Source organism: Rhodococcus sp. NPDC057014 (assembly GCF_042673295.1).
Classification (GTDB): domain Bacteria; phylum Actinomycetota; class Actinomycetes; order Mycobacteriales; family Mycobacteriaceae; genus Rhodococcus_F.
The window spans coordinates 25,162-48,044 of record NZ_JBHUSF010000001.1 but is presented as its reverse complement, the minus strand read 5'-3'; the positions used below and the strand labels follow the sequence as shown (position 1 = coordinate 48,044).

Below are 22,883 nucleotides of genomic sequence, written 5' to 3'. Positions count from 1 at the left end.
GAACGGCCGAGGCCAATGGTGAATGAGCTGTGTACACGTCGTGTCAGCAAAACGTGACCACGACGTAAAAACCGCGGTCGCAGTGAACTTCGGGCGCTAGGGGCCCGGGCGGCGAGCGGGCACGGGACATGCGTCGACGGCTTCGGCGACCACTTGCGGTTCGGGTGACGGTGCGGGCCTCCAGCCCTGCTCCCACCGCTCGCCCACGATGACGTCCTCCGCGGCGAGGCTGGTGTTCTCCTCCGGGGTGAAGGCACGCGCACGGCTGAGGAAGCGCATGCCTTCCGGGCTTTCGAGGCTGAAGCCCGAACCGCGACCGGGCACCACGTCGAGCACCAGCTGGGTATGCTTCCACGCCTCGAACTGCGAACCGGAGATCCACACGGGCACGGCGTCGGCACCCTCGGGCCGGGTGGACGGGGTCTCCCCCACGCCGAGACGCAGGTCGAGGACACCGAGCAGCACGTCGCGGTCACCGACGATGAATTCGCCGTCGGGATAGCACATCGGCGCGGACCCGTCGCAGCATCCGCCGGACTGATGCATCATCAGCGCCCCGTGGGTACCGCCGAGGCGGCGGAGAAGCTCCACCGCCCCGGCGGTTGCCTTCAGGCGCTGCGGCGCCCGGGCTGCGTCCATCAGAAGAAGCCCTGAGCCTTCTGGGCGTAGCTGACCAGCAGGTTCTTCGTCTGCTGGTAGTGCTCGAGCATCATCAGGTGGTTCTCGCGGCCGATGCCGGACTGCTTGTAGCCACCGAACGCGGCGTGCGCCGGGTACTGGTGGTACGTGTTGGTCCACACGCGGCCGGCCTGGATGTCGCGGCCCGCCCGGTAGGCGACGCCACCGTCGCGGGACCACACGCCGGCGCCGAGGCCGTACAGCGTGTCGTTCGCGATCTCGATGGCCTGGTCGTAGTCCTTGAACGACGTGACGGACACGACGGGACCGAAGATCTCCTCCTGGAAGATCCGCATCTTGTTCTGACCGGTGAAGATGGTCGGCTGCACGTAGTAGCCGCCGGACAGGTCGCCGCCGAGTTCGGCGCGCTCACCACCGGTGATCACCTTCGCGCCCTCGCCCTTGCCGATCTCGATGTACGACAGGATCTTCTCGAGCTGATCGTTGGAGGCCTGCGCGCCGATCATCGTGTCGGTGTCGAGCGGGTCGCCCTGGCGGACGGCCTTGGTGCGGATGGCCGCCATCGCGAGGAACTCGTCGAAGATGTCCTCCTGGATCAGCGACCGCGACGGGCAGGTGCACACCTCACCCTGGTTGAGGGCGAACATCGTGAAGCCCTCGAGCGCCTTGTCCTGGTAGTCGTCATTGGACGACAGCACATCGGAGAAGAAGATGTTGGGGCTCTTGCCGCCGAGTTCGAGGGTGACGGGGATCAAATTCTGCGACGCGTACTGCATGATGAGCCGGCCGGTGGTGGTCTCACCGGTGAACGCGATCTTCCGGATCCGCGGGCTCGAGGCCAGCGGCTTGCCCGCCTCGACACCGAAGCCGTTGACGATGTTCACCACACCGGCGGGCAGCAGGTCGCCGATGACGGAGATCAGGTGCAGGATCGACGCCGGGGTCTGCTCGGCGGGCTTGAGAACGACCGCGTTGCCTGCGGCGAGCGCGGGAGCGAGCTTCCACACGGCCATCAGGATCGGGAAGTTCCACGGGATGATCTGGCCGACGACGCCGAGCGGCTCGTGGAAGTGGTAGGCGACGGTGTCGGAGTCGATCTCCGACAGGGCGCCTTCCTGCGCGCGGATCGCGCCGGCGAAGTAGCGGAAGTGGTCGATCGCCAACGGAATGTCGGCGTTCAGGGTCTCGCGGATCGGCTTGCCGTTGTCCCAGGACTCGGCGAGCGCGATGGACTCGAGGTTCTCCTCGATGCGGTCCGCGATCTTGTTCAGGATGATGGCGCGCTCGGCCACCGACGTCTTGCCCCAGGCCGGAGCCGCGGCGTGGGCGGCGTCGAGAGCGAGTTCGATGTCCTCCGACGTCGACCGCGCGACCTCACAGAACGGCTGCCCGGTGACGGGGGTCGGATTCTCGAAGTACTGGCCCTTGACGGGCGCAACCCACTGGCCGCCGATCCAGTTGTCGTAACGCGATTGGAAGGACATGACGGCGTCGGGCGAACCCGGGCGGGCATACACGGTCATCGATAACTCCCTGGTGTCGTGAAACTCGGTGGAACTTTCTCGGTGTGACTCACAACACTAGGGACCGTACCGTTGCAACTACGTTGCGTACTGCTGATCGAACAGATCGATCCGCGACTTGACCTGGGAATACAACGGGGAACGCGGATCGAGTCCCGCGAGGTACGCCTCCCACGCGGCGACGTCCTCGCGGCCGTGGACGGACGTGGTCCACTTGGCGAGCAACCGCTGATCACCCTCCCGCAGCAACGCCGCCTGGACGCGGGCACGCAGTTCGCCGCGCAGGTCCTCGACGCCGGGGGCCTCCGACCCGGGAAGGACCGGACCCGAGTACACGTCGAGGGCGGCAGCGAGCTCACCGCGGTCCAGCGCCCCGCGCACCTGCCGGACGTCCGACGTCAATTCGGTGAGCAGCCGGTACGGCCGTGAACCGAGGTTCGCCGGACCGAAAACCTTGCGCAGGCGGGACATCTCGGCACGAATCGTGACAGCGTCGAGTTCGTTCTCGTCGAGCAGCACCGCAAGCCGGTCGGAACTGAGGCCCTCCGGGTGCTCCGCCAGGAGCAGCAGGATCTCCGCGTGCCGCTGCGAGAGCGGGACGCGTTCGACCCCGCGCACCAGAGCCGGTCGTCCCGACCCCAGCACCTCCAGTCGCAGCACCGTCTCGACCAGCGGCTGCGGTGAGCGCAGCAGGTGCAGCCGCAGTTCCGCCTCGGCGGCCGCGACGGTGGCCCGGATCAGCGACAGCACCTCGGGCACCGCGACCCGTGGTCCACCGGTGATGTCGATGGCGCCGACGATCAGCCCCGTCGCCGGGTCGTGGACGGGCGCCGCCGAACAACTCCAGTCGTGCACCGACCGGCTGAAGTGCTCGGCTCCGAAGATCTGCACGCAGTGGTCGAGCGCCAGTGCGGTGCCCGGGGCGTTGGTGCCGACGGTGTCTTCACTCCAGTCGGCGCCCTCGACGAAGTTCATCTCCAGTGCGCGGTCCTTGGCGGACGAATCGCCCTCGACCCACAGCAACTGGCCCTTCTCGTCGGTGATGGCCACGAGCAATCCGGTGTCGGCGGCGTCCTCGACGAGGAGTTTGCGGACCACGGGCCGGATGATCGACATCGGGTGGGACGCCCGGTACACGGCGAGATCCGCGGCCGCCAGGTCGACCGCGCGGGCGGATCCGTCCGGGCTCACACCCTTGCTCGTGCTGCGCATCCACGAATCGAGGATGACGGACCGCACCGAATTTCCGTCGCCTGCCTGGTCCCGGCCTGCGGGGGCGTGACGCTCGACGAACAACTGATGCGCCGACGACACCCTGCGCGCCAGCATCGCGACGTCGTCTCCCGGGCGCACGGCGACCCACGGATTGCCCCCTGTGGGCGGTTGACTGTGCATCGAACTCCTCCACGGCGTCTCTGCCTACTGTAACCCGGGTCACACGGCGCCGGGTTCCGCCCTCGTCACTGTCTCAGGAAGGTACTGACCCGCTCGGCGACCATGACCGCGGTGGCGTGCGGCCCACGGCTCGGGACCACCGGGAACACCGAGGTGTCCGCGATGGTCAGACCGTCCATGCCGCGGACGTTGCACCGCTTGTCCACCACCGCACCCGCGTCTGTGTGTCCGCCCATCCGGCAACTGCCGCACAGGTGCAGCGACGTCCCCAGGTGCGCGAGCACCGAGCGGTCGGACACCTCGCCGGACAGCGGCCGGACCAGCGGGCCGAGTTCCGGCGAGCGCAGCAGGTCCAGTGCGATGGCCTGCCCTTCGCGCAGCGCCCGGCGGTCGGCGGCCGATTGCGCGTACCGGTACTCGATCCGGGGACGGTCCCGGCGGTGCCTCGACGTGAGCCGAATGTCGCCCCGGCTCTCCGTCACCATGAGTCCGATCCCGAGAACCGGGTCGGGTTGCCCCGATCCGGGGACGAGCACGTCGAACGGCGCCGTGTACGGACGGATCTCGAGATCGCCGACGTTCAGTACCGTTTCGACGACCGGACTCGTGTCACTGCGACGGAGGGTGCCGCGGACTCGGTACGGCAGAGCGACTTCGGGGTGATCGCTGAAATCGGTGCCTACACCGGGCACGTCGAGGACGACGTCGATGCCGTTGTCCCTCAGATGTTCTGCCGGACCGATTCCCGAAAGCATCAGCAGCACCGGGGTTTCGACGGGACCCGCCGCCAGTACGACCCGGCCGGTGCGGACCGTGCGGCGGGCGCCGCCCGACTCGACCTCCACCCCCACCGTCTCGTTACCGGAGAACAGAATTCGCACGACGTCGGAGTTCGCCTCTACCGTCAGGTTGGGCCGCTCCGACGCCGGCAGCAGATACGCGACGGCGGTGCTGACCCGGCGGCCACCGTCGACGTTGAGCGGCACCGGGCCGATCCCGCCGGCGCCCGCTCCGTTCTTGTCGGGTTCCTCGGAATGTCCGGCGCCGAGGGCCGCGGCGCGGAACGCCGCGCTGATCTCGCTCAGCTGTTCCGCGGGCTGCCTGCGCACGGGCATCGGACCGGCGGTGCCGTGCCGGGAGTCGTCGAAGTCGGCGTCGCGCTCGAGTGCCCGGAAGGTGGGCAGCACGTTCTCGTACGACCACGACACGGGCCAGTGCCGGAAATCCGCTTCCGTCCCGCGGACGAAATAGGCGCCGTTGACGGCGCCCGACCCGCCGAGAACGCGACCGCGCACCATGGCCGAGGGCACGCTCGGCGCCAACTCCACGCCGTACGTCTGCGCGTATGCGCTGCCCGGGCCGACCGGCAGCGTCCGGTAGTCGAGGACGGGACAGTCGAGGGCCGACCGGTAACCGGGTCCGGACTCGAGGAGAAGGACCGATCGCCCCGGATCCTCGCTGAGCCGCGCGGCCACCACGCATCCACTCGAACCGCCGCCGACGACCACGACGTCGGCGGCGCGAATCGGATCGGTCACTACGACTTCAACCGGGGCTTCAATGCGTCGAAGTCGCGGGCGGCGACGGCGCCCTTCCAGAGCCCGGCACCGTACGCGACGTCGTCGAGCCGCTTGAACACCGTGTGCCGCACCGGTCCCAGCCCACCGGGCTCCCGGTGGGTGACCCAGTCGGCGACCCCCTCGGCGACGGCGATCGCGAGCGCGATCCGGCGAATCCGTTTCGAGAGCACTACCGCCAGCAGCGTGACGGGCCAGTAGTGACGGCACATCGCGGACGCCAACTGCCAGGCGCCACCGGCGAAGCCCTGGGCGGCGAGGATGGCGGCGATGCGGGTCGGCTGATCGAGTCCCGTGAACATGCGGCGCAGGCGCACCAGCATCATCGCGAGCGTGGCGACGGCGCCGAGCAGACCCAGCCGGGTGCAGGTGGCCGCGGCGATGCACGCGAAGAACGTCCACGGCGACATCGACAGCGGTGGGACCATGCCCGAATGCCTCGCCGCCAGGGGTGCCGCACCGGTGCCGTAGAACAGCTTGCGGTCGAACCACTTTCCGAACGTCACGCGATGGTCGTGCGCGACGTGGGCCACGGGCTCGTACCGCAGTCGCCAGCCGGACTCCTGGAGTCGCCAGCACAGGTCGACGTCCTCCGCCACGTGCATGGACTCGTCGAACCCGCCGAACTCGTCGAGCACCTCACGCCGGGCGATCATCGCGGCGCTCGGAACGTAGGACACCGGGCCGCCGGACTGGACCGCGGATTCCTTCCGCCCGAGGTCGAGGGAGGATCGGGCGTGCTCGTACCGCGCGAGCGTACTGGCCTCGGGTTCGAGCGCGACGATCCTCGGGGCGACCAGCGCGACCGCGGGATCGCTGAAGTGGCCGAGCATGACCTCGATCCACCCGGTGCGCGGCAGGACGTCGGAGTCGAGGAACGCCACGAACGGAGTTGCGGCGTAACGCAGACCGGTGTTGCGGGCCGCGGCAGGCCCCTTGGCCGTCTCGTGGCGCAGCACGGTGACGCGGCCGCCGCACCCGTTCCGCAGCGCGGGGGCGACGATCGGGACGTCGGAGCCGTCGTCGACGACGACCACCTCGAGTCCGCGGAGCGCGGCCAGCACCCGGTGCAGCCCGGACGCGTTGTTCTTCACCGGAATGACGACGGTGACGTCCTGCGGGGACGGCGTGCTCATGGGGCGCGGGTTGGCGACCCCCGAGTCGAGGAGCCGGCGGGCGACGACGGCGGACTGCGGATCGACGACCTCGAGGTAGCCGTCTCCGATCATGGCCGCCGCGGTGGGCGCCAGCTTCAGCATCCGGGTCGGCGAACCGCCGATGAGCACTCGGCCTCCGGAATATGCGCGTACCTTGGGGTCGATTCGGATCCCGAATCCATCGGGAAGTCGAGCTTGGCGCATCAGTCGATCGTATGCGGATCGGACAGCGCCGGCAGGGCATGCCGGAAATCAGCCGCAAGGATGTGCCGAAAATCCGCCCTCGGCAACTCGAGGGCGCCCGTGCGGGTCATTGGAGCCTCCCATCGGCGCCCGGTTCGCACCGGAGCCGTCCATCGGGGCCCGGTTCCCACCGGGCCAGTGCCTTGGTGACTGTGTGGACGAGCACGCCGAAGATCTGCGCCCCCTCCGCGGCCGTTGCACCCGTCGGGTCACCGAGCACCCCATTGGCCGACACGGCGACCATACCGCCTTCACGCAGTCTTGGCATCAACCTCGCGACAAGTTCCGTATTACCGGGCTCGGCCCTGGACAACCTCACTCGACCGGGTGAAAGGTGTAGCAACAAGGACGTTTCCGTACGTCCGGCATGGGCGTCGGCACCGGGGACTGCGCACGGCACCCAGGCCACGTCGCGGGCCTCGTATCGAAGCAAGGCGACAGCCTTGACCAATGCGGGTCCGTTTCCTCCGTGCCCGTTGACGAACAGCACGCGGTCCGCCCACCGGCACACGGACCTGCCGTATTCGACGAGCACCGTTTCGAGGGCCTCCGCCCCCAGCGAGACGGTCCCGGGAAACCCCTCGTGCTCACCGCTCGCGCCGTACGCGAGCGGGGGCGCGACGAGCACGTGCGGCAGCGCGCGGGACACGGCGTCAGCGATGGTGGTGTCGGTGTCGAGCGGCAGATGCGGTCCGTGCTGTTCGAGGGAGCCGACGGGCACCACGACCGTCGACACGTGGGACACGAGGTCGGGCCACACCGCGTCGTCGAGGTGTCCGGAATGGGGCATCCTCCGATGCTAGGCGACCGCGGATTCGACCCGGGCCGTGACTGCCTGCGTCAGAGCGCGAGCGCGACCCGCTCCCCCTCGATGACGGCGGAATGCGCGCGGCGCGGAGCCAGGGCGTCGCCGATGCGATGGACCTCGATGCCGCTGTCGGCCAGTTGTTTCCAGAGCTCGTCCTCCGATTGCTGGTGCGCTGACGACACCACCCAGTCGACAGTGAGCCGGCGGGACACGCCGGTCGGGTGGTGCAGGAGCGTGACGGCGATCCGGCCCCCGCCGGCGTCGTCGCACCCGGTCGGCACCACGTCCGTCACCTGCGTGATGCCCTTGCCGTGCGCCCGCCGATTCCATCCCTCGAGATCCAGTGTGATCCCGAGATCCTGGCCGACGATCATCCCCGGCGTGCAGATCGTGACGGCACACCCGGCGTCGGCGACGAATTCGGCGACGGACGTGCCCTGGTGGAATCCCAGTTCGTCGACCACCAGCACCGTCCCGGACGGATGCGCGCGACCCTCCAGCACGTCGCGCACATCGACCACCCGGTCCGACGCACCCGCCCAGCGCGGACGGTGCGGACGCGCTCCGGTCGCGAGCACCACCACGTCGGGACGTCCCTGCGCGAGCGCCTCGGCGGTCGCCTCGGTGCCGGTCCGCACGTCCACGCCGCGCCGGACGCACTCCGCTTCCAGGTCGACGACGAGATCGAGGAACTCGCGGCGCCCCGGGACGACGGCGGCCGTCCGCACCTGACCACCGAGGACGGTGTTGCGTTCGAACAGCGTCACCCGGTGTCCCCGCTGCGCGGCGGTCGCGGCGGCCTTCAGCCCGGCAGGTCCGCCGCCGACCACCACGACCCGTCTGCCGCGGACGGCGGGTTCGGGCAGCAGAACCGATTCCCTGCCCGCGCGCGGGTTGACGACGCAGCCGAGCCACCGGCCCAGACCCATGCGTCCGATGCATTCCTGATTGCACGCCAGGCACGATCGGATGGTTCCTTCTTCGCCGGCCAGTGCCTTCGCCGCGAAATCCGGGTCCGCGATCTGGCCGCGCACCACCCCGATCAGGTCGCAATGCCCCTCGTCGAGAGCCCGGTCGGCTTGATGCGGATCTGAGAACCGGCCGACACCGACCACCGGAAGTCCGACCCGTTGCCGGATGGCATTCGGAACGAACAGTGCGTACCCACGCGGGACGGCCATGGACGCCTCGATCATGTGCAGCGTCTCGGTGGCCATCCCGATGGACGTGTTGAGGTAGTCGACCCGCCCGTCCGCCTCCAGCAGAGCGGCCACCTCCACCGCCTCGTCGAGGTGTACGCCACCGTCGAACAGGTCCTCCCCCGCGAGCCTCACCCCGAGCGCGCGGTCCGGGCCGATCGCCGCGCGCACCGCTTCGACGACCTCGAGGAGGAACCGGGAACGGTTGGCCAGCGACCCGCCGTAGCGGTCCGTGCGCTGATTCGTGGCAGGGGCGAGGAAACTGCGCACCAGCGACGAGTGCGAGCACTGCAGTTCGATGCCGTCGAATCCGCCTCGGACACAGTGCTCGGCGACGCGCGCGTACCCGTCGACGAGGGCCCGGATCTCCCGCTGATCGACCGCCTTGGGGACTTCGCGGAACAGGGGGTCGGGGACGGCGCTCGGCGCCCACAGTGGCCGCCGCGAATACATGCTCGATCCCTGGCCGCCGTTGTGGTTGACCTGAGCGAGGATCGGGACTCCGTGTGCGTGGACCGCGTCGGTGATCCGCCGGTATCCCGGGACGACTTCCGGCCGGTAACCGGCGATCACCTTCTCGTACGGCCAGTCACCCGGGTGGGTGGCGTGCTCTTCGGAGATGATCAGGCCCGCACCGCCCTTCGCGCGCGCCGCATAGTAGGCGGCGTGCTGGGCAGTGGGGAGACCGTCGACGGCGTACCCCGTGAGGTGCGCCGAGAAGACCACCCGATTGCGCAGAGTCAGAGGTCCCAGGCGCAGCGGGGTGAACAGGTGGCGGTGCGCGGAGGTGCTCACACCTTGGTGTTGCCCATGTCGACGGCGACCTGACTGCCCGTGACCCGCTTCGACCCGTCACCGGCCAGCCACAGCACGGCGTCGGTGATGTCGTCGGTGTCGGCCAACGGGTGTTCGGTGAGGATGGTGCCGAAGCTCGACAGGTAGTGAGGGTGCTTCTCGAGAATCACGAGGCTGCCCGGATCGGTGCCCATCGGGGTCTTCACTCCGTACGGGTGAATGGAGTTGACCCGGATGTCGTACTCGCCCAGTTCCTTGGCCGCGGTCTGGGTGAGTCCCACGAGCCCGAACTTGGAGGCGGCGTAATTGGCCTGCCCCGGGAGCGGTTTGATGCCCGCGACGGAGCTGATCACGATGATCGACCCCCCGCGGCCACACTCGATCAGCGCCGGGACCGCAGCCTTCAGCGTCTTCCACGCGCCGGTGAGGTTGACGTCGATCAGCGTCTCCCACTGCTCGTCGGGCATCTCCCAGAAACGGTTCCAATTGCAGATCCCGGCGTTCGCGATCACGATGTCGAGACGGCCGAACTGTTCGACTCCCCTGTCGACGACAGCCTTCAGTTGCGCGCTGTCCCGCACATCCGCCTGCTCGGCGAGGATCTTGCCGCCCTCCGATTCCACGAGCCGCACCGTCTCGGCGAGGTCGTCCGCCGTCGCCGGTTCGTAGCTGTTGTACTCCGACACCGGCCCACAGATGTCAACGGCGATGATCGCCGCACCTTCGCGCGCCAGCCGCACCGCATGCGTTCGCCCCTGACCACGGGCAGCCCCGGTGATGAATGCGACCTTGTCGTCGAACTGTCCCATGAAATGTCCTATCTCTCGGTGACGAGGGTGAACGGATGGTGATCGAACTCGGACCGCAGGTGGGCGGTCGCGGCCAGCGCCTCGGTGCGGCCCTCGCGGACCGCCTCGAGCAGTGTGCGGGGGGCCACGCAGTCGCCGGCCCGCACCGCGTCCGGGCGGGTCGAGCCGAGCGTGTCCTCGGGGAGACGAGGCGAACAGTCGATGAGCACGGCGCACCGCACCACCGACTCCTCGGCGGTGTACCGGTTGCGCAACCGCATTCCGTCGCCGTCGATCGACACGATGCGGCTGTCGAGGTGCCGCGTCACACCGGCCCGTTGCAGGCGGGTGTTGGCGTCGGCGAGGTCGCCGGTCATACCGAGTCGCGAGCCGGCCACGGAATCCTGGGTCACGATGCTCACGTCCCGTCCCCGCGCCGCGAGCCATTCGGCGACCGCCACGCCGACCGGTCCGCCGACCGGGTCGAACACGACGTGGGGCCCCTCCGCAGGCACGTCACCGTCCCGCAGATCCGCGACGCCGAGACACCGGACACGTCCCCCGACGGGGAACGGCAGCGGCCGGGGCGTGCTGCCGGTCGCGAGGACCACCGTCACGCCGTCTCGTTCCGCGGCGTCGAGTTCGGCTTCGGACACCGTGGCGCCGAGACGGAATTCGACTCCGAGACCGCGGCATTCGTTCTCCAGCCAGTCGGTCAGCGCCCGGAGGTGCGGTGCCCCGACGGCGGCCCGCACCATTCCGCCGAGCCGTGCCGACGTCTCCGCCACGGTGACCCGGTGACCCCGCAGCGAAAGCACCCTCGCCGCCTCGAGCCCGGCCGGGCCACCACCGACCACCAGTGCCGTGCCGGCGGCCGCAGCGGCGTCCTCGGTGGGATCGACGGTCTCGTGCCCGGCAGTGGGATTTCCGACGCACGTGACGACGGGATTGCGGGGGTCGAGCACCTGGCACGTCTGGTTGCACAGGACGCACGGCCGCGGCACCGCACCGCGGCGAATCTTGACGACGAGATCGGGATCGGCGATCTGGGCACGCGTCATCTCGACGACGTCGGCGACACCGTCGCCGAGCGCCCGCCGGGCGTCGGCCGGATCGACGACGCTGCCCTGCAGAACGACCGGGACCGCGCCGGCGACCGCCGTGCGGATGCGGCGGCAGAGTTCGGTGTTGAACGCAGGTGGCCGGTGGAAGTCGGGGCGGTACGCGTTCGGCGACAGCGGCCCGCCCCGGACCACCACGAGCAGATCGAGTGCGCCGGCCAGGGCCCGTGCGTGTCCGGCGGCGATCGACGGCGTGATCCCCGCCCAGGACGTCTCCTCGTCGCAACTCAGGCGCAGCGACAGAACCCGGCCTGGTCCCAGCTCTTCGCGGACGGCGGTGAGGACCTCGCGCATGAGCCGGAGCGGGTCGGTGCCGTACTCGTCTTCGCGCACGTTGGTGAGGTCCGAAAGGAACTGCCGCAGCAGCGCTCTCGGCCCAGCATCGAGTTCGACACCGTCCACGTCCGCCGCGACGGCCGCGGCGGCCCCGGCCCGGAAGCCCTCGACGAGGCCGTCGATCTCCGCCCGCTCCATCTGCATCGGCATCTCACGGGAAACCACGTCGGCGATCCCCGACGGTCCCCACAGCACCGACTGCGAGTAGGCGCTCGACCCTTGCAGTCCGGTGTGCCCCAACCCGGCCAGCACCAGCGTGCCGTGCGGGCGGCAGGCCGCGACCACGTCCCGCCACCCGGCGACGCAGTCGGACGCCAGCGGAGCCCGCTCGTACGGCCAGTCGGAGGCATGGACCGACGCCACCTCGGTGACGACGATCCCCGCACCGCCCCGCGCCCGGCGCTCGTAATACGCGACGTGACGCGGCGACAGCGTTCTCCCGGCACCGAGATTGGTGGGGTGCGGACCCAGAAGCACCCTGGACCGGGCGTGGCGTCCGGCCAGGGTGATCGGGTCTGTCAGTTGCGCAGACATCTACGCCGTTCGTGGTTCAGGATTCGGCGCCGAGTACGCGAGCGAATCCGGGCGGGATCACGACGTCGGAGGGGGTGAGGTCGTGGATGTTCGAGTGGCCCAGCCCGAGCAGCGCCGAATCGATACCGCCACGCAGGACGTCGAGGACGTTCTCGACGCCGGCCTGACCGTTCGCCGAGAGGCCCCACAGGTACGCGCGGCCGATCATCACCGCCCGCGCGCCGAGCGCGACGGCCTTCACGACGTCGCTACCGCGGCGGATGCCGCCGTCGAGGAGCACCTCGACCTGGTCGCCCACGGCCTCCGCGATGGCGGGCAGCGCGCGGATCGGCGCCGGGGTGCCGTCGAGGTTGTTGCCACCGTGATTCGACACGGAGATCGCGGTGACGCCGGCGTCGACGGCCCGCTTGGCGTCGTCGACCCGCATGACGCCCTTGAGCATGAACGGCCCGCCCCACTGCTCACGCAGCCATGCGATGTCGTCCCACGTCGGCAGCGGCGTCTGCATCCACTCGCCGTAGGCACCGAAGAACGTCGGCGGTTCCTGACCGGGCTGCGCCAGGTTCGGGGTGGTCAGATCCGGGATCTTGCGGGTCTTCGCGAACTCGTACAACCACTTCGGCCGGGTGATTCCCTCCGGCGCGAACTGGAGCATCGCCTTCAGATCCATCTTCTCGGGGATGGCCGGGCTACCCCAGTCACGACCGTACGAGAACGACCAGTCGGTGGTGATGATCAGTCCGGTCGCCCCGGCGGCGCGGGCCCGTTCCATCCGCTGGATCAGCACCTCCCGGCTGCCGACCCAGTACATCTGGAAGAACGTCTGAGGGTTGGCCGCAGTGACGTCCTCGATCGACTTGCTCGCGAACGAGCTCAGACCGATCGCCGTTCCCCGTGCCGCCGCCGCACGCGCGACAGCGACCTCGCCGTCGGGATGCACGGCCTGCACACCGGTCGGGGAGATGATGACGGGCAGCGAAATCGGCTGTCCCATCACGGTCGTGGACAGCTCACGCTTGTCGGACAGCCCCACGACGTGCGGGGCGAACCCCAGTTCACCGAACGCCGCGATGTTGTCGTCGACCGTCACGCCCCGCTCGGACCCGGCGATCAGCGCCGCGTACACCGACTTCGGCAGGCGCTTCTTCGCGCGTCGCTGAGCCTCGGCCACCGTCTCGAAGAACGGATTCTTACCCATGGAAATACCTCTCGTACCCGGCAGACGTCGTTACGTCTGGTCCATGCCCGCAAGCGGATTCTCGTCACAAATCTTTGCCGGCGGACGCACCATCAGCGTCAACGGAACCGGCGCCCGCGGAGTCCGGCGCTGGCCGGTGCGGGAGTGGTCGACACTGGATTTCGGGATCTCCCCCGCGGCAGCCAACGCCAGTTCGCCGTTGCCGATCACACATTCGGGGTCCGGGCCGTCCATCGGCAGGCCGGTGAAGAACTTCGCGGCCATGCACCCGCCGCGGCAGGAGTCGTAATGGTTGCACTTGCTGCACGCACCGCCGGTCTGCGGCGACCGCAGCTCCTGGAAGAGCTCCGACGTCTGCCACACCTGCTGGAAACCGCCGTCCGCCACGATGTTTCCGGCGAGGAACTGGTCGTGGATCGCGAACGGGCACGCGTAGACGTCGCCGATCGGGTCGATCAGGCACACAACCCGTCCGGCACCACACAAGTTCAGGCCGGGCAACGCGTCGCCGTAGGCGGACAGGTGGAAGAAGGAGTCACCGGTGAGCACACCCTCGCCGTTGGCGACCAGCCAGTTGTACAGCTCCCGCTGCTGCGCCTGCGTCGGATGCAGTTCGTCCCACACGTCCGCGCCGCGCCCCGACGGTCGCAGCCGGGTGATGCGCAGGGTGGCGCCGTACTTGTCGGCCAGCGCCTTGAAATCGTCGAGCTGGGACACGTTGTGCCGGGTGACCACCACGGAGATCTTCGCGTCCTTGAAACCGGCCTCCGACAGATTCTCGAGCGCCCGCACCGCCATCGCGAACGAACCCGGACCACGGACGGCGTCGTTGACCTCGGCCGTCGCACCGTCGAGGGAGATCTGCACGTCCACGTAGTCGCTCGCCGCGAGCCGGGCGGCGACCTTCTTGTCGATCTTCACCCCGTTCGTGGAGAACTTCACCCCCACCTGGTGGGCGGTCGCGTAGTCGACCAGCTCCCAGAAGTCCGAGCGAACCGTCGGCTCACCGCCACCGATGTTCACGTAGAACACCTGCATACGCTGCAGTTCGTCGATGATCGACTTGCACTGCTCGGTGCTCAGCTCCCGCGGATCACGCCGGCCCGACGAGGACAGACAGTGCACACACGACAGGTTGCACGCGTAGGTCAACTCCCAGGTCAGGCAGATCGGGGCGTCGAGACCGAGTTCGAACTGGTCGACGAGGCGGCCGACCGGGGCGGAAGGCCTTTCGAGCATGGAGGTCATGGGCTGTGTCCTCTGGTACGGGGGAAGAGAGCTGGTCAGGCGGGGACGATCATGTGCGACTCGGCCAACGTGCCGAGCGCTCGCGCGTACTGCGCCGCGGCGTCGTCCCCGATACCCTGCGCCCGCAGTGCGGACCGGGCGTCGGCGTGTGAGGGAAGCGATTCGACCACCGCGACGATCGTGCGGTTCTTCAGGAACGACAGCTTGCGGGTCCCGAAGTGGTAGAGCAGCGCCCCGAAAGGTTCGGGACGCAGCGCCACCTGCGGATGAAGCTTCCAGCCCACATCGAGATCGATACCGGCGTTGCCGGTCACTGAAGCAGATGCTGGAGCGGACATGATCAGTACACGCCGCACATGCCGTCGATCGAGACCTCTTCCACCAGGGATTCCTCGACCAAGTCGTTTTCCAGCACGTTGTTGTCGCGATCCGACATGATTTCCTCCTACTGTTCGGTGATACGGCGCGAGCCGGAGGGATGTTCCCCGTCATAGGTGACCATTCCTGTGACTCGCCTCACCACTGTAATGGCATCGAGTGCAGAATGACAGCTCGGGAGGGAACGAAAGTTGAGAAGTCGTCGAAAACCATCCAGTCGGATAGGGCGACGCCCGTCCACGACGCAGGATCGGATCAGCACCGTCGGGATCGAGTTGTTCACGGAACAGGGGTTCGACGCCACCAGCGTCGACGAAGTCGCCGAAGCGTCCGGCATCGCCCGCCGCACCCTGTTCCGCTACTTCCCGTCCAAGAACGCGATCCCGTGGGGCGACTTCGACGCCCATCTCGCCGAGATGCGCGCCCAACTCGCCGCGCAACCCGGCGACATCCCGATCGTCGACGGACTCACCGCAGCACTCCTGCAGTTCAACGCGTTTCCCGAGAGCGAGGAAGTCAACCACCGCAAACGCATGGGACTGATCCTGCGCGTGCCCGCGCTGCAGGCGTATTCGGTGGTGATGTACGAAGGGTGGCGCAACGTCATCGCCGAGTACGTCGCGAGCCGGCTCGGAATCTCCCCGACCGACCACGTTCCGCGGACCGTCGGCTATCTTCTACTCGGCGTTGCGATGTCGGCGTACGAACAATGGCTCGACGACGATTCGCTCGAACTGCACGAACTACTCGCCAGCGGAATGCAATCGCTCTACGATGGGCTGAGTTCCCTCGGCGAGCCCGACACCCGGACCTGACCCACTCCCGCCATCACCTCTCGGCAAGGTTGCTTCGAATGACTTCCACTTTCGACACACCCGCGTTCGACTCTCTCGCTCCGTGTGAACCCGGGCTGTGGTCACACGGGCACGTCACGGTCGAGCGGGTCGCGGACGGGCCGCTCACCCTCACCCGAGACGGCGACCGGTTGCGAGTCACGCACGCCCTGACGCCCGCGGATCTGAGTGAGAGACTCGTCGCCTCGGTCACCGCGTCCATCGAGGACGCCGACTTCGGTCAGGGCGAGTTCGAATCGACCATGGTCGGACTGGTGCGCTCCACGGTCGACGGTGCACTCGACGCGTGGACCGTCTACTACCGCAACTCCCTGAACGAACTGCTCGACGGCACCGCCGACTTCGCACCGATTCACGAGAAGGCGGAACAACTGGTTCGCGGCTCCGTCCTCGACCTCGGGTCGTGCTTCGGCTTCCTCCCGCTGCGACTCGCCCGCGCCGGTCGGTCCGTCACGGCAACCGACATCCTCCCCGGCACCATGACCCTCCTCGACGCCGTGGCACCGGAACTCGGACTCGAACTGCGCACCCTCGTGTGCGACGCCGCGCACGTGCCGGTCCCCGACGACAGCGCAGACACCGTCACCGCCATCCACCTCCTCGAGCACGTCGACGAAAACATCGGCGCCGCAGTGATATCCGAGTCCCTCCGGGTCGCCCGCGAGCGGGTTGTCGTCGCCGTCCCCTACGAGGACGAGGCAACGGCCTGCCACGGGCACATCCGCACCTTCGACACCCCGTCGCTCACCGAACTCGGCGAATCGACGGGACGCCCGTTCAAGGTGTTCGAGCACCACGGCGGCTGGCTCGTCATCGACTGCTGATCTCCTCATGACGCTCGGAGGTGTGCGATGAGGATCGCCTCGATCTCCGACCGCCGCGCCGCGGACGGCAATCGTGGGGCCACGGACCGGTAGTGGTGCCCGGTCGGGGTGCGGAGATCGAGAACGTGACGGCGATCGGGCCGACGCACCGGGCGGGCCGTCCAGCCGTCGCCCTCCTTCGCGCAATTGCACGCCGCACACAACCCCGCCCCGTTATGAGCCGTGGTGGCACCCTTGCTGCGGCGCGAGAGAATGTGATCATGATGGCGGATCGGGGCATCACACCACGGGGTGCGGCACGTCCGATCCCGCAGATCGATCAACTTTCGCAAGCTCTTCGGGAACGTCCGCGACTGCGACTGCATCGCCGTCAACGACCCCGACACCGGGCACGAGTACACGTTTCGTAAGGTCACCGCGGTATCACCATCAAGGGCGTCGGCGACCAGTTGCCGGGCGATCCCCGCCGGCACCGGCCCGAACCCCTGAAGCTGCGCCGCCTCACCCTCACCCGCCAACATGGTCTCGTCGGAGATCACCAGATTCACCGCGACCGGCACACCATCGGCGACCGAGGCCCCGGTGCCGCGGTCGAACAACAAGTCCGCCATCAGCTGATTCCGGGTCCGGCCACCACCCTCCCCGGTCGCGATCAGGCTGTCCGCATCCCTACCCAGCGTCGCCTGCAAACACACTGCCTGTTCCACCGGCAGCAGCACACTCAGGTACGCCATCGAATCCGGCGCCGGCCGCGTCGTCACCCGCCGCTCCGAGACGGCCTTGCGATGCCGCCGGACGACCGCGGCCGCGTCGAGTTCCACCGCGAGGGCCTTCGCCTTCGCGACCAGCCCGCGGTCCCCGACCCCGTCGAGAACAGCCGGGTCCGAACACAACCGGCGATCCACCACCGCCCGATCCTGAGCCGACAGACACGCCGTCTCCCGCACCAGCAGGGTCGCCCGCCATTCGTTCAACCGCCCCGACCGCAACAACGCCAACGTGTGCGGCATCTCGTGCACCAGCGCCTGCGCGAACCCCAGATGCCTACCACCACGGTTCGGGGACTCCCTGCGCGCCAACGCAATCTGCGACCCGATACCCCGACCCCACTCCGCCCGCGGCAACCCCCGAACCTTCCGATCCTCCCGCACACAGGTGGCGACATCGGCGGTCACCACCGCCTGCACCGCACACCCCACCGACTTCAACGACTCCACCGCATCGAGCCACTCGATCCCCACCCCCGCATCACCACACGGCCCGACACACCGCAACCGCGCCGTGAACGCCCGCAACTCCTCCAGATCCGGTGCCACCACATCCCCCACGACCAGCCCTCCCCCGAGGTTGTTCGAAACTTTGTTCGACTCTAGCAGTCGACCACGCCTCGCACAATCGTCGCGCGCGGCGTCGTGCTCTCAGTGGCGTCCGAGTGGGATGACGAGTGGGATGCCGGTGTCGAACCAATAGCGGTGGAGCGCTGTGATCTTGGCTCGGAAGGGTAGGCAAACGGAGCATCACGACGTACACCTTGCCGTGGCGCCGGATCGCAGATCCCCAACACCCGGTCGCTAGGAATTCGTGAGGTCTCGCCGCCGGAACAGCAACACTCCGACCGCACCCACCACGACGGCGATCACCGCGAGCGAGATCAGCGGAGCGGCCGTGACTTCCGCGGCCGGCAGTGCGGGGACGTGAGTAAACGGCGACAGGTCGCGGACCATCTGCGGCAGCCCGAGCAGCGATCCGAGGTATCCGAAGATCAGGCAGAGCGCGAGCACGCCCCAGGACAACCCGGCCGACCAGGCGGGCACGCCGCCGAACGCCAGCACCGCCAATGCTGCGACCACCCCGATCGCCGGCACGAAGACGAGGGCCGCACCCGCGAGGCTCACGACCTTCCCCGGCACGTCGTCGGTGACGAGCCCGTACGCGAGGCCGGTCGCCGCGCCGGTCAGAACCTGCAGGACGACAATGCCCGTCGTGACCAGCCCGACGTGCGCCAGCATCCACCGGGGACGCGAGACCGCCGTCGCGAGAACGGGTTCGAGCCGTCCTGCCGTTTCCTCACCGCGCATCCGGAGCAGCGCCTGCACGGCGTAGCCGGCCACCGCGATCGCCATCATCCCGAAGATGGCGGCGAAGTAGGCGTCGACCATGTCGGTGGTGCCGCCACCGAGTTGTTCCATCATGTCGGCGACCTGCTGCCCCTCGCCGAGGAAGTCGTCGATCTGGTCGGCGATCGCGCCGTACACGACGGCGAGCACGGCGATCCCGAATGCCCACCAGAACAGGATCGCCCGTTGCATGCGCCACGCCGATCCGATCGCCGTCGGCAGCGAGCGGGACGCGCGGGCAGGGCCGGGGCGGGTCGGCACGAGACCGGAGCCGACGTCCCTGCGTTCGGTGAGTGCGAACCCGACGGAACCGACCACCATCGCGAAAACGGCGGGCAACGCCAGCACCCACCACGCGTTGTCGTCGTAGGGGCGGATCTGTTCGGCCCAGCCGATCGGTGACAGCCACGTCGGCCAGCCACTGACGACGCGGGTGCCGTTTTCCGTCACCGTGCCCGTCATGTCGCCGACGGCGCGCAGCAGAAATGCGATGCCCAGGGCGGCCCCGGCCAGTCCGTTGGCGGTGCGGGCACTGTCCGTCACCTGCGCGGTCACCGCGGCGATCGCCGCGAACGCGATGCCGGCACCCGCGATCGCCGCGCCGAGCGCCACCGACCCGTCCAGCGGCAGCCCCGCCGCCACCAGCACCACCACGTTGAGCAGAGAGAGGATCAGGTTGGCGCCGACCGCGACGACCAGCGCGGCGGTGAGCAGCGCCTTCCGGCCCACGACGGCCGCCTCGACGAGTTCGGCGCGGCCGGTCTCCTCGTTCTGACGGGTGTGCCGCACCACCAGCAGGGTGGTCATCAGGCAAGCCGCCAGCGACATCGGCATGACGATCTGGCAGGCGAGCACGGCGCCGGCGCTGTACCCCGACACGAGACCGTTGGTGGCCAGCGCGACCGGCGACGCCGCAGTGGCCATCGCGAAACTGCGCAGATCGGGTTCCGTCGGATACAGGCCGAGCACACTGGACGCCGAGAATGCCTGCAGTGCCGCGAGAGCGAGCAACCACACCGGAAGCTGGATGCGGTCGCGGCGCAGGGCGAGCCGGACGAGCCGTGGGGTTCCCGCGTACTGGCCGCGCCCGGTGGCCTCCGGCGCCGTCACGGTGCTCATCGCGTCCGTGTCCCGGATTCGGCTCGCCGGTGGTTCTCGCCCTCCCGGGCCAGTTCGTCCCCGTAATGGCGCAGGAACAACTCTTCCAGTGTCGGTGGCGTCGACGTCAGCGACGCAACCCCGAACGACAGCAGGTGGCGCAGCACGCCCTCGATCGCACTGGTGTCCGCCTCGCACCGGGTGTGCAGGCCGTCGACGCGTACATCGTGCACGCCCTCGACGGCGTCCAATCCCGTCACCGGACGCTGCGTCTCGGCGGTGATCGACGTGCGCGTGAGGTGACGCAGTTCCGCGAGCGTGCCGGTCTCCACGGTGCGGCCCTCACGGATGATGCTCACCCGGTCGCACAGCGCCTCGACCTCCGCGAGGATGTGACTCGACAACAGGACCGTCCTCCCTGCGTCGGACATCTCCTCGACGCAATCCTGGAACACCGACTCCATCAACGGATCCAGCCCCGACGTCGGTTCGTCGAGGACGTACAGTTCGACGTCCGATGCGAACGCGGCCACCAGCGCCACCTTCTGCCGGTTGCCCTTCGAGTACGTCCGCGCCTTCTTCGTCGGATCGAGTTCGAACCGCTCGAGCAGTTCCGCGCGCCGGGGCTCGTCCAGCCCGCCACGCAACCCGGCGAGGAGGTCGATCGCCTCACCGCCGGTGAGGTTGGGCCACAGGTTCACGTCTCCGGGTACGTAGGCGAGCCGCCGGTGCAACGCCACCGAGTCGTGCCACGGGTCGCCGCCCAGGAGGGTGGCGGTGCCCGAATCGGCGCGCAGCAGGCCGAGCAGTACCCGGATGGTCGTCGACTTGCCGGACCCGTTGGGCCCGAGGAATCCGTGCACCTGCCCCGTTCCCACCTCGAGGTCGAGGCCGTCGAGTGCGCGGGTCGGACCGAACGTCTTGACGAGATTCTCCACCGAGATCGCAGCCATGGTGGGGACGCTACGCCGGTTCGCGGGTGGTCACGACGGGTTTCCGCGGTCGCGGCCGCGGCGGTGCCGGATCAGATCAGACCGAGCTTCCCTGCCTCGTAAACGGCCTCGGCGCGCCGGCCGACGTCGAGTTTGCGCATGATGTTGCTGACGTGGAATTTCACCGTCGTGGCCGAGATGAACAGCCTCTCCCCGATTTTCGCGTTCGACAACCCCTTGGCCAGGAGTTGCAGGACCTCGAGTTCGCGCTCGGTGAGCCCTTCGCGTGGTGTCGTCTGACCGTTGAGCGAGCGGATCACCGCGGAGGCGCTGCGGGAGTCGAAGGCACTCTCGCCGCGGGACACGGCGCGGATGGCACGCACCAGTTCGGTGGTGTCGACGTCCTTGACGACGTATCCACGGGCGCCGGCGTGAATGGCGCGGACGACGAGTTGTTCGTCGAGGAACGTGGTGAGCACGAGCAACCCCATCGTGCCGTCCGCGGCGGACAGCTGCGCGCACAGCGCCAGCCCCTCGTAGTCGGAGGCCGCCGACAGTTTCAGATCCATCAGCACGACGTCGGGGGCGACGTCACCGACGACGGCCAGCGCCTCCTGACTGGACGAGGCCTCGCCGACCACCTCGAGATCCGGTTCCCGTTCGAGAACGGAGCGCAGGCCCTGCCGGAGAATCGCGTGGTCGTCGACGAGCACGAGCTTCACCACCGACGTGGGGCGGGCGGACCCGGTCTGGTCACGCACCGAGGTTCGTAGGGTCATCGGTCCACCTCACTGTCGGAATGTAACGGGATGCGGGCAGCCACCCGGACTCCGCCGATCCTGGCCCGCGCCACCTCGAGTGTCCCGCCCAACTCCGCTGCCCGGGCCTGCATGTTCGCCAACCCGCGGTGGTGCCCGTCGAGGTCGTTGTTCGCCGCCATCCGCAGCATCAGGCGCATCCGCTTGGGGTCTCCGTTCCCGTCGTCGGCCACGGAGAGCAGTACCGAATCGGCCGCGTACGTCAGCCGCAGGACGGCGCGCGTCGCGTTGGCGTGGACGGCCGCGTTGAACAGCGCCTCGCCGGCGATCCGCAGCAGCGCGTGTTCCCGTTCACTGGACAGCTCGGCGGGTGTGCCGCCGACACGGACGGTGACCGCGAGTTCGTCGGGCATGTGCACCACCCCGAGTTGTTCGAGCATCTCGGGAAGCGACGTCCGGTCGGAACCGCCGGAGTGATTGAGCGCGTAGATGGCCGAACGCAACTGCTCCACCGCGCGACGCGTCAATTCTTTCGCGAGATCGAGCCTCTCGCTGCGCTCCTCGTCCGGGACGCCGCTCCGGCACACCTCGATCTGCATGCCCGCCGACAGCACCGCCTGCGTGACGCTGTCGTGGAGTTCGCGGGCGATCCGGTGCCGTTCCTCGTCGAGCACCTGGTGCCGGTGGGCCGCCCCGAGTTGTCGCTGGGTGGCTTCGAGTTCGGCGTTGCGCACCGCGAGGTCGGACGCGGTGCGGCGGGCCTCCGAGTACGCGTGCTCGGCCCGCTCGAGCAGCAGTTGGCCGCGCTGGTACAGCGCCGAATTCTGCAGTGCCACGGCGGTCTGACTCGCCAGGATGCTGAGGACCGCGCCGTCGGTGGTGTCGAGGGTGCGGTGCTCACCCGTCCAGGCCGCGAACGCTCCCACGACACCGCCTTCGAGGACGATCGGCACGAACGCGTGGTGCGCGTCGATGACGGGAGCGCCGCCGGTGCGCGCGGACCGGATGTCGGCCAGGCACGTCACCACCTCGTCCGGCAGCGGTGGGCCCTCGACGTTGTCGACGAGGAACGGCGTCGCGTCCGGCCCCAGCACCAGCCGGCGCGGGCCTGCGTCGGGCAGCATGCCGTCGGCGAGGGCGAATGCGATCCACCGCGCGTCCAGGTGCGCCCGTGCCGCCTCGGCGACGGCGCAGATGAGCGTTTCGGGCCCTTCGACGGTGCGGACGAGGGCCCGCGAGATGAGTTCGAGTGCGTGGACGACACGTTCGAGGCGTTCCGCGGCGCCACGGTACTGGGGGTAGAACGTCGGTTTGCCGGACCGCAGTCCGGTGAGCGTCGACAGGTCCGGGGCGTTCATCTG

The 22,883-nt window shown here is 68.9% G+C and carries 20 protein-coding genes; 2 read left to right on the top strand and 18 right to left on the bottom strand.

Annotation, left to right across the window (positions count from 1 at the left end):
* Positions 1–96: 96 nt before the first annotated feature.
* The 13 genes from ACFTZB_RS00210 to mftA all read right to left on the bottom strand — a co-directional run bounded on the left by ACFTZB_RS00210 (position 97) and on the right by mftA (position 14,997).
* Positions 97–639, bottom strand: a complete 543-nt coding sequence (locus tag ACFTZB_RS00210; RefSeq protein ID WP_015889873.1) for a DUF779 domain-containing protein — start codon at positions 637–639, stop codon at positions 97–99.
* The gene (gene adh, locus ACFTZB_RS00205) at positions 639–2,162 is read right to left on the bottom strand and encodes an aldehyde dehydrogenase (protein WP_015889872.1); all 1,524 of its coding nucleotides are present in this window, start codon (positions 2,160–2,162) and stop codon (positions 639–641) included. The genes ACFTZB_RS00210 and adh overlap by 1 nt, the downstream gene beginning before the upstream one ends.
* 78 nt (positions 2,163–2,240) lie before the next feature.
* Positions 2,241–3,557, bottom strand: coding sequence for a transcriptional regulator (locus ACFTZB_RS00200; protein WP_378429550.1), 1,317 nt, complete (start codon positions 3,555–3,557; stop codon positions 2,241–2,243).
* Positions 3,558–3,622: 65 nt separating this feature from the next.
* Entirely contained in the window at positions 3,623–5,095 is a 1,473-nt protein-coding gene (gene mftG / locus ACFTZB_RS00195) for a mycofactocin system GMC family oxidoreductase MftG (protein ID WP_378429549.1), read from the bottom strand.
* Positions 5,095–6,495, bottom strand: a complete 1,401-nt coding sequence (gene mftF, locus ACFTZB_RS00190) for a mycofactocin biosynthesis glycosyltransferase MftF (RefSeq protein WP_378429548.1) — start codon at positions 6,493–6,495, stop codon at positions 5,095–5,097. The genes mftG and mftF overlap by 1 nt, the downstream gene beginning before the upstream one ends.
* A 106-nt stretch (positions 6,496–6,601) precedes the next feature.
* Positions 6,602–7,324 carry a mycofactocin biosynthesis peptidyl-dipeptidase MftE gene (gene mftE / locus ACFTZB_RS00185; protein ID WP_378429547.1) on the bottom strand — a complete coding sequence of 241 codons (723 nt, stop codon included), beginning with the start codon at positions 7,322–7,324 and terminating at the stop codon, positions 6,602–6,604.
* A 50-nt stretch (positions 7,325–7,374) separates the two neighbouring features.
* Positions 7,375–9,336, bottom strand: coding sequence for a mycofactocin system FadH/OYE family oxidoreductase 2 (locus ACFTZB_RS00180; protein ID WP_378429546.1), 1,962 nt, complete (start codon positions 9,334–9,336; stop codon positions 7,375–7,377).
* Positions 9,333–10,145: a mycofactocin-coupled SDR family oxidoreductase gene (locus tag ACFTZB_RS00175; RefSeq protein ID WP_378429545.1), complete on the bottom strand. Its 813-nt coding sequence runs from the start codon at positions 10,143–10,145 to the stop codon at positions 9,333–9,335. Before ACFTZB_RS00175 ends, ACFTZB_RS00180 begins: the two co-directional genes overlap by 4 nt.
* 8 nt (positions 10,146–10,153) lie before the next feature.
* Complete coding sequence (locus tag ACFTZB_RS00170; protein WP_378429544.1) at positions 10,154–12,115, bottom strand: mycofactocin system FadH/OYE family oxidoreductase 1; 1,962 nt, start codon at positions 12,113–12,115, stop codon at positions 10,154–10,156.
* A 16-nt stretch (positions 12,116–12,131) separates the two neighbouring features.
* A complete protein-coding gene (mftD, locus tag ACFTZB_RS00165) occupies positions 12,132–13,313 on the bottom strand; it encodes a pre-mycofactocin synthase MftD (protein WP_378429543.1) in 1,182 nt (393 codons plus the stop codon).
* Positions 13,314–13,343: 30 nt separating this feature from the next.
* Complete coding sequence (mftC, locus tag ACFTZB_RS00160; RefSeq protein WP_087558512.1) at positions 13,344–14,561, bottom strand: mycofactocin radical SAM maturase; 1,218 nt, start codon at positions 14,559–14,561, stop codon at positions 13,344–13,346.
* Positions 14,562–14,596: 35 nt separating this feature from the next.
* Complete coding sequence (gene mftB / locus ACFTZB_RS00155; RefSeq protein WP_167372162.1) at positions 14,597–14,899, bottom strand: mycofactocin biosynthesis chaperone MftB; 303 nt, start codon at positions 14,897–14,899, stop codon at positions 14,597–14,599.
* A 2-nt stretch (positions 14,900–14,901) separates the two neighbouring features.
* On the bottom strand, positions 14,902–14,997 hold the full coding sequence (gene mftA, locus ACFTZB_RS00150; RefSeq protein ID WP_005573048.1) for a mycofactocin precursor MftA: 96 nt from the start codon (positions 14,995–14,997) through the stop codon (positions 14,902–14,904).
* 133 nt (positions 14,998–15,130) lie between these two features.
* Here mftA and mftR point away from each other — a divergent pair, with 133 nt between their 5' ends.
* Together mftR and mftM are read left to right on the top strand one after the other, a co-directional pair.
* A complete protein-coding gene (gene mftR, locus ACFTZB_RS00145; protein ID WP_378429542.1) occupies positions 15,131–15,754 on the top strand; it encodes a mycofactocin system transcriptional regulator in 624 nt (207 codons plus the stop codon).
* 38 nt (positions 15,755–15,792) lie between these two features.
* Positions 15,793–16,617 carry a mycofactocin oligosaccharide methyltransferase MftM gene (gene mftM / locus ACFTZB_RS00140; RefSeq protein WP_378429541.1) on the top strand — a complete coding sequence of 275 codons (825 nt, stop codon included), beginning with the start codon at positions 15,793–15,795 and terminating at the stop codon, positions 16,615–16,617.
* Between the two features lie 5 nt (positions 16,618–16,622).
* Here the strand turns inward: mftM and ACFTZB_RS00135 are convergent, their stop codons facing one another.
* The 5 genes from ACFTZB_RS00135 to ACFTZB_RS00115 form a co-directional block, all read right to left on the bottom strand.
* Complete coding sequence (locus ACFTZB_RS00135; protein ID WP_378429540.1) at positions 16,623–17,945, bottom strand: HNH endonuclease; 1,323 nt, start codon at positions 17,943–17,945, stop codon at positions 16,623–16,625.
* Positions 17,946–18,188: 243 nt separating this feature from the next.
* The gene (locus ACFTZB_RS00130; protein WP_378429539.1) at positions 18,189–19,853 is read right to left on the bottom strand and encodes an ABC transporter permease; all 1,665 of its coding nucleotides are present in this window, start codon (positions 19,851–19,853) and stop codon (positions 18,189–18,191) included.
* Positions 19,850–20,785 carry an ATP-binding cassette domain-containing protein gene (locus tag ACFTZB_RS00125; RefSeq protein WP_378429538.1) on the bottom strand — a complete coding sequence of 312 codons (936 nt, stop codon included), beginning with the start codon at positions 20,783–20,785 and terminating at the stop codon, positions 19,850–19,852. Before ACFTZB_RS00125 ends, ACFTZB_RS00130 begins: the two co-directional genes overlap by 4 nt.
* A 71-nt stretch (positions 20,786–20,856) precedes the next feature.
* Positions 20,857–21,543, bottom strand: coding sequence for a response regulator transcription factor (locus ACFTZB_RS00120; RefSeq protein WP_276135876.1), 687 nt, complete (start codon positions 21,541–21,543; stop codon positions 20,857–20,859).
* On the bottom strand, positions 21,540–22,880 hold the full coding sequence (locus ACFTZB_RS00115) for a histidine kinase (RefSeq protein WP_378429537.1): 1,341 nt from the start codon (positions 22,878–22,880) through the stop codon (positions 21,540–21,542). Before ACFTZB_RS00115 ends, ACFTZB_RS00120 begins: the two co-directional genes overlap by 4 nt.
* Between the last annotated feature and the right edge of the window lie 3 nt (positions 22,881–22,883).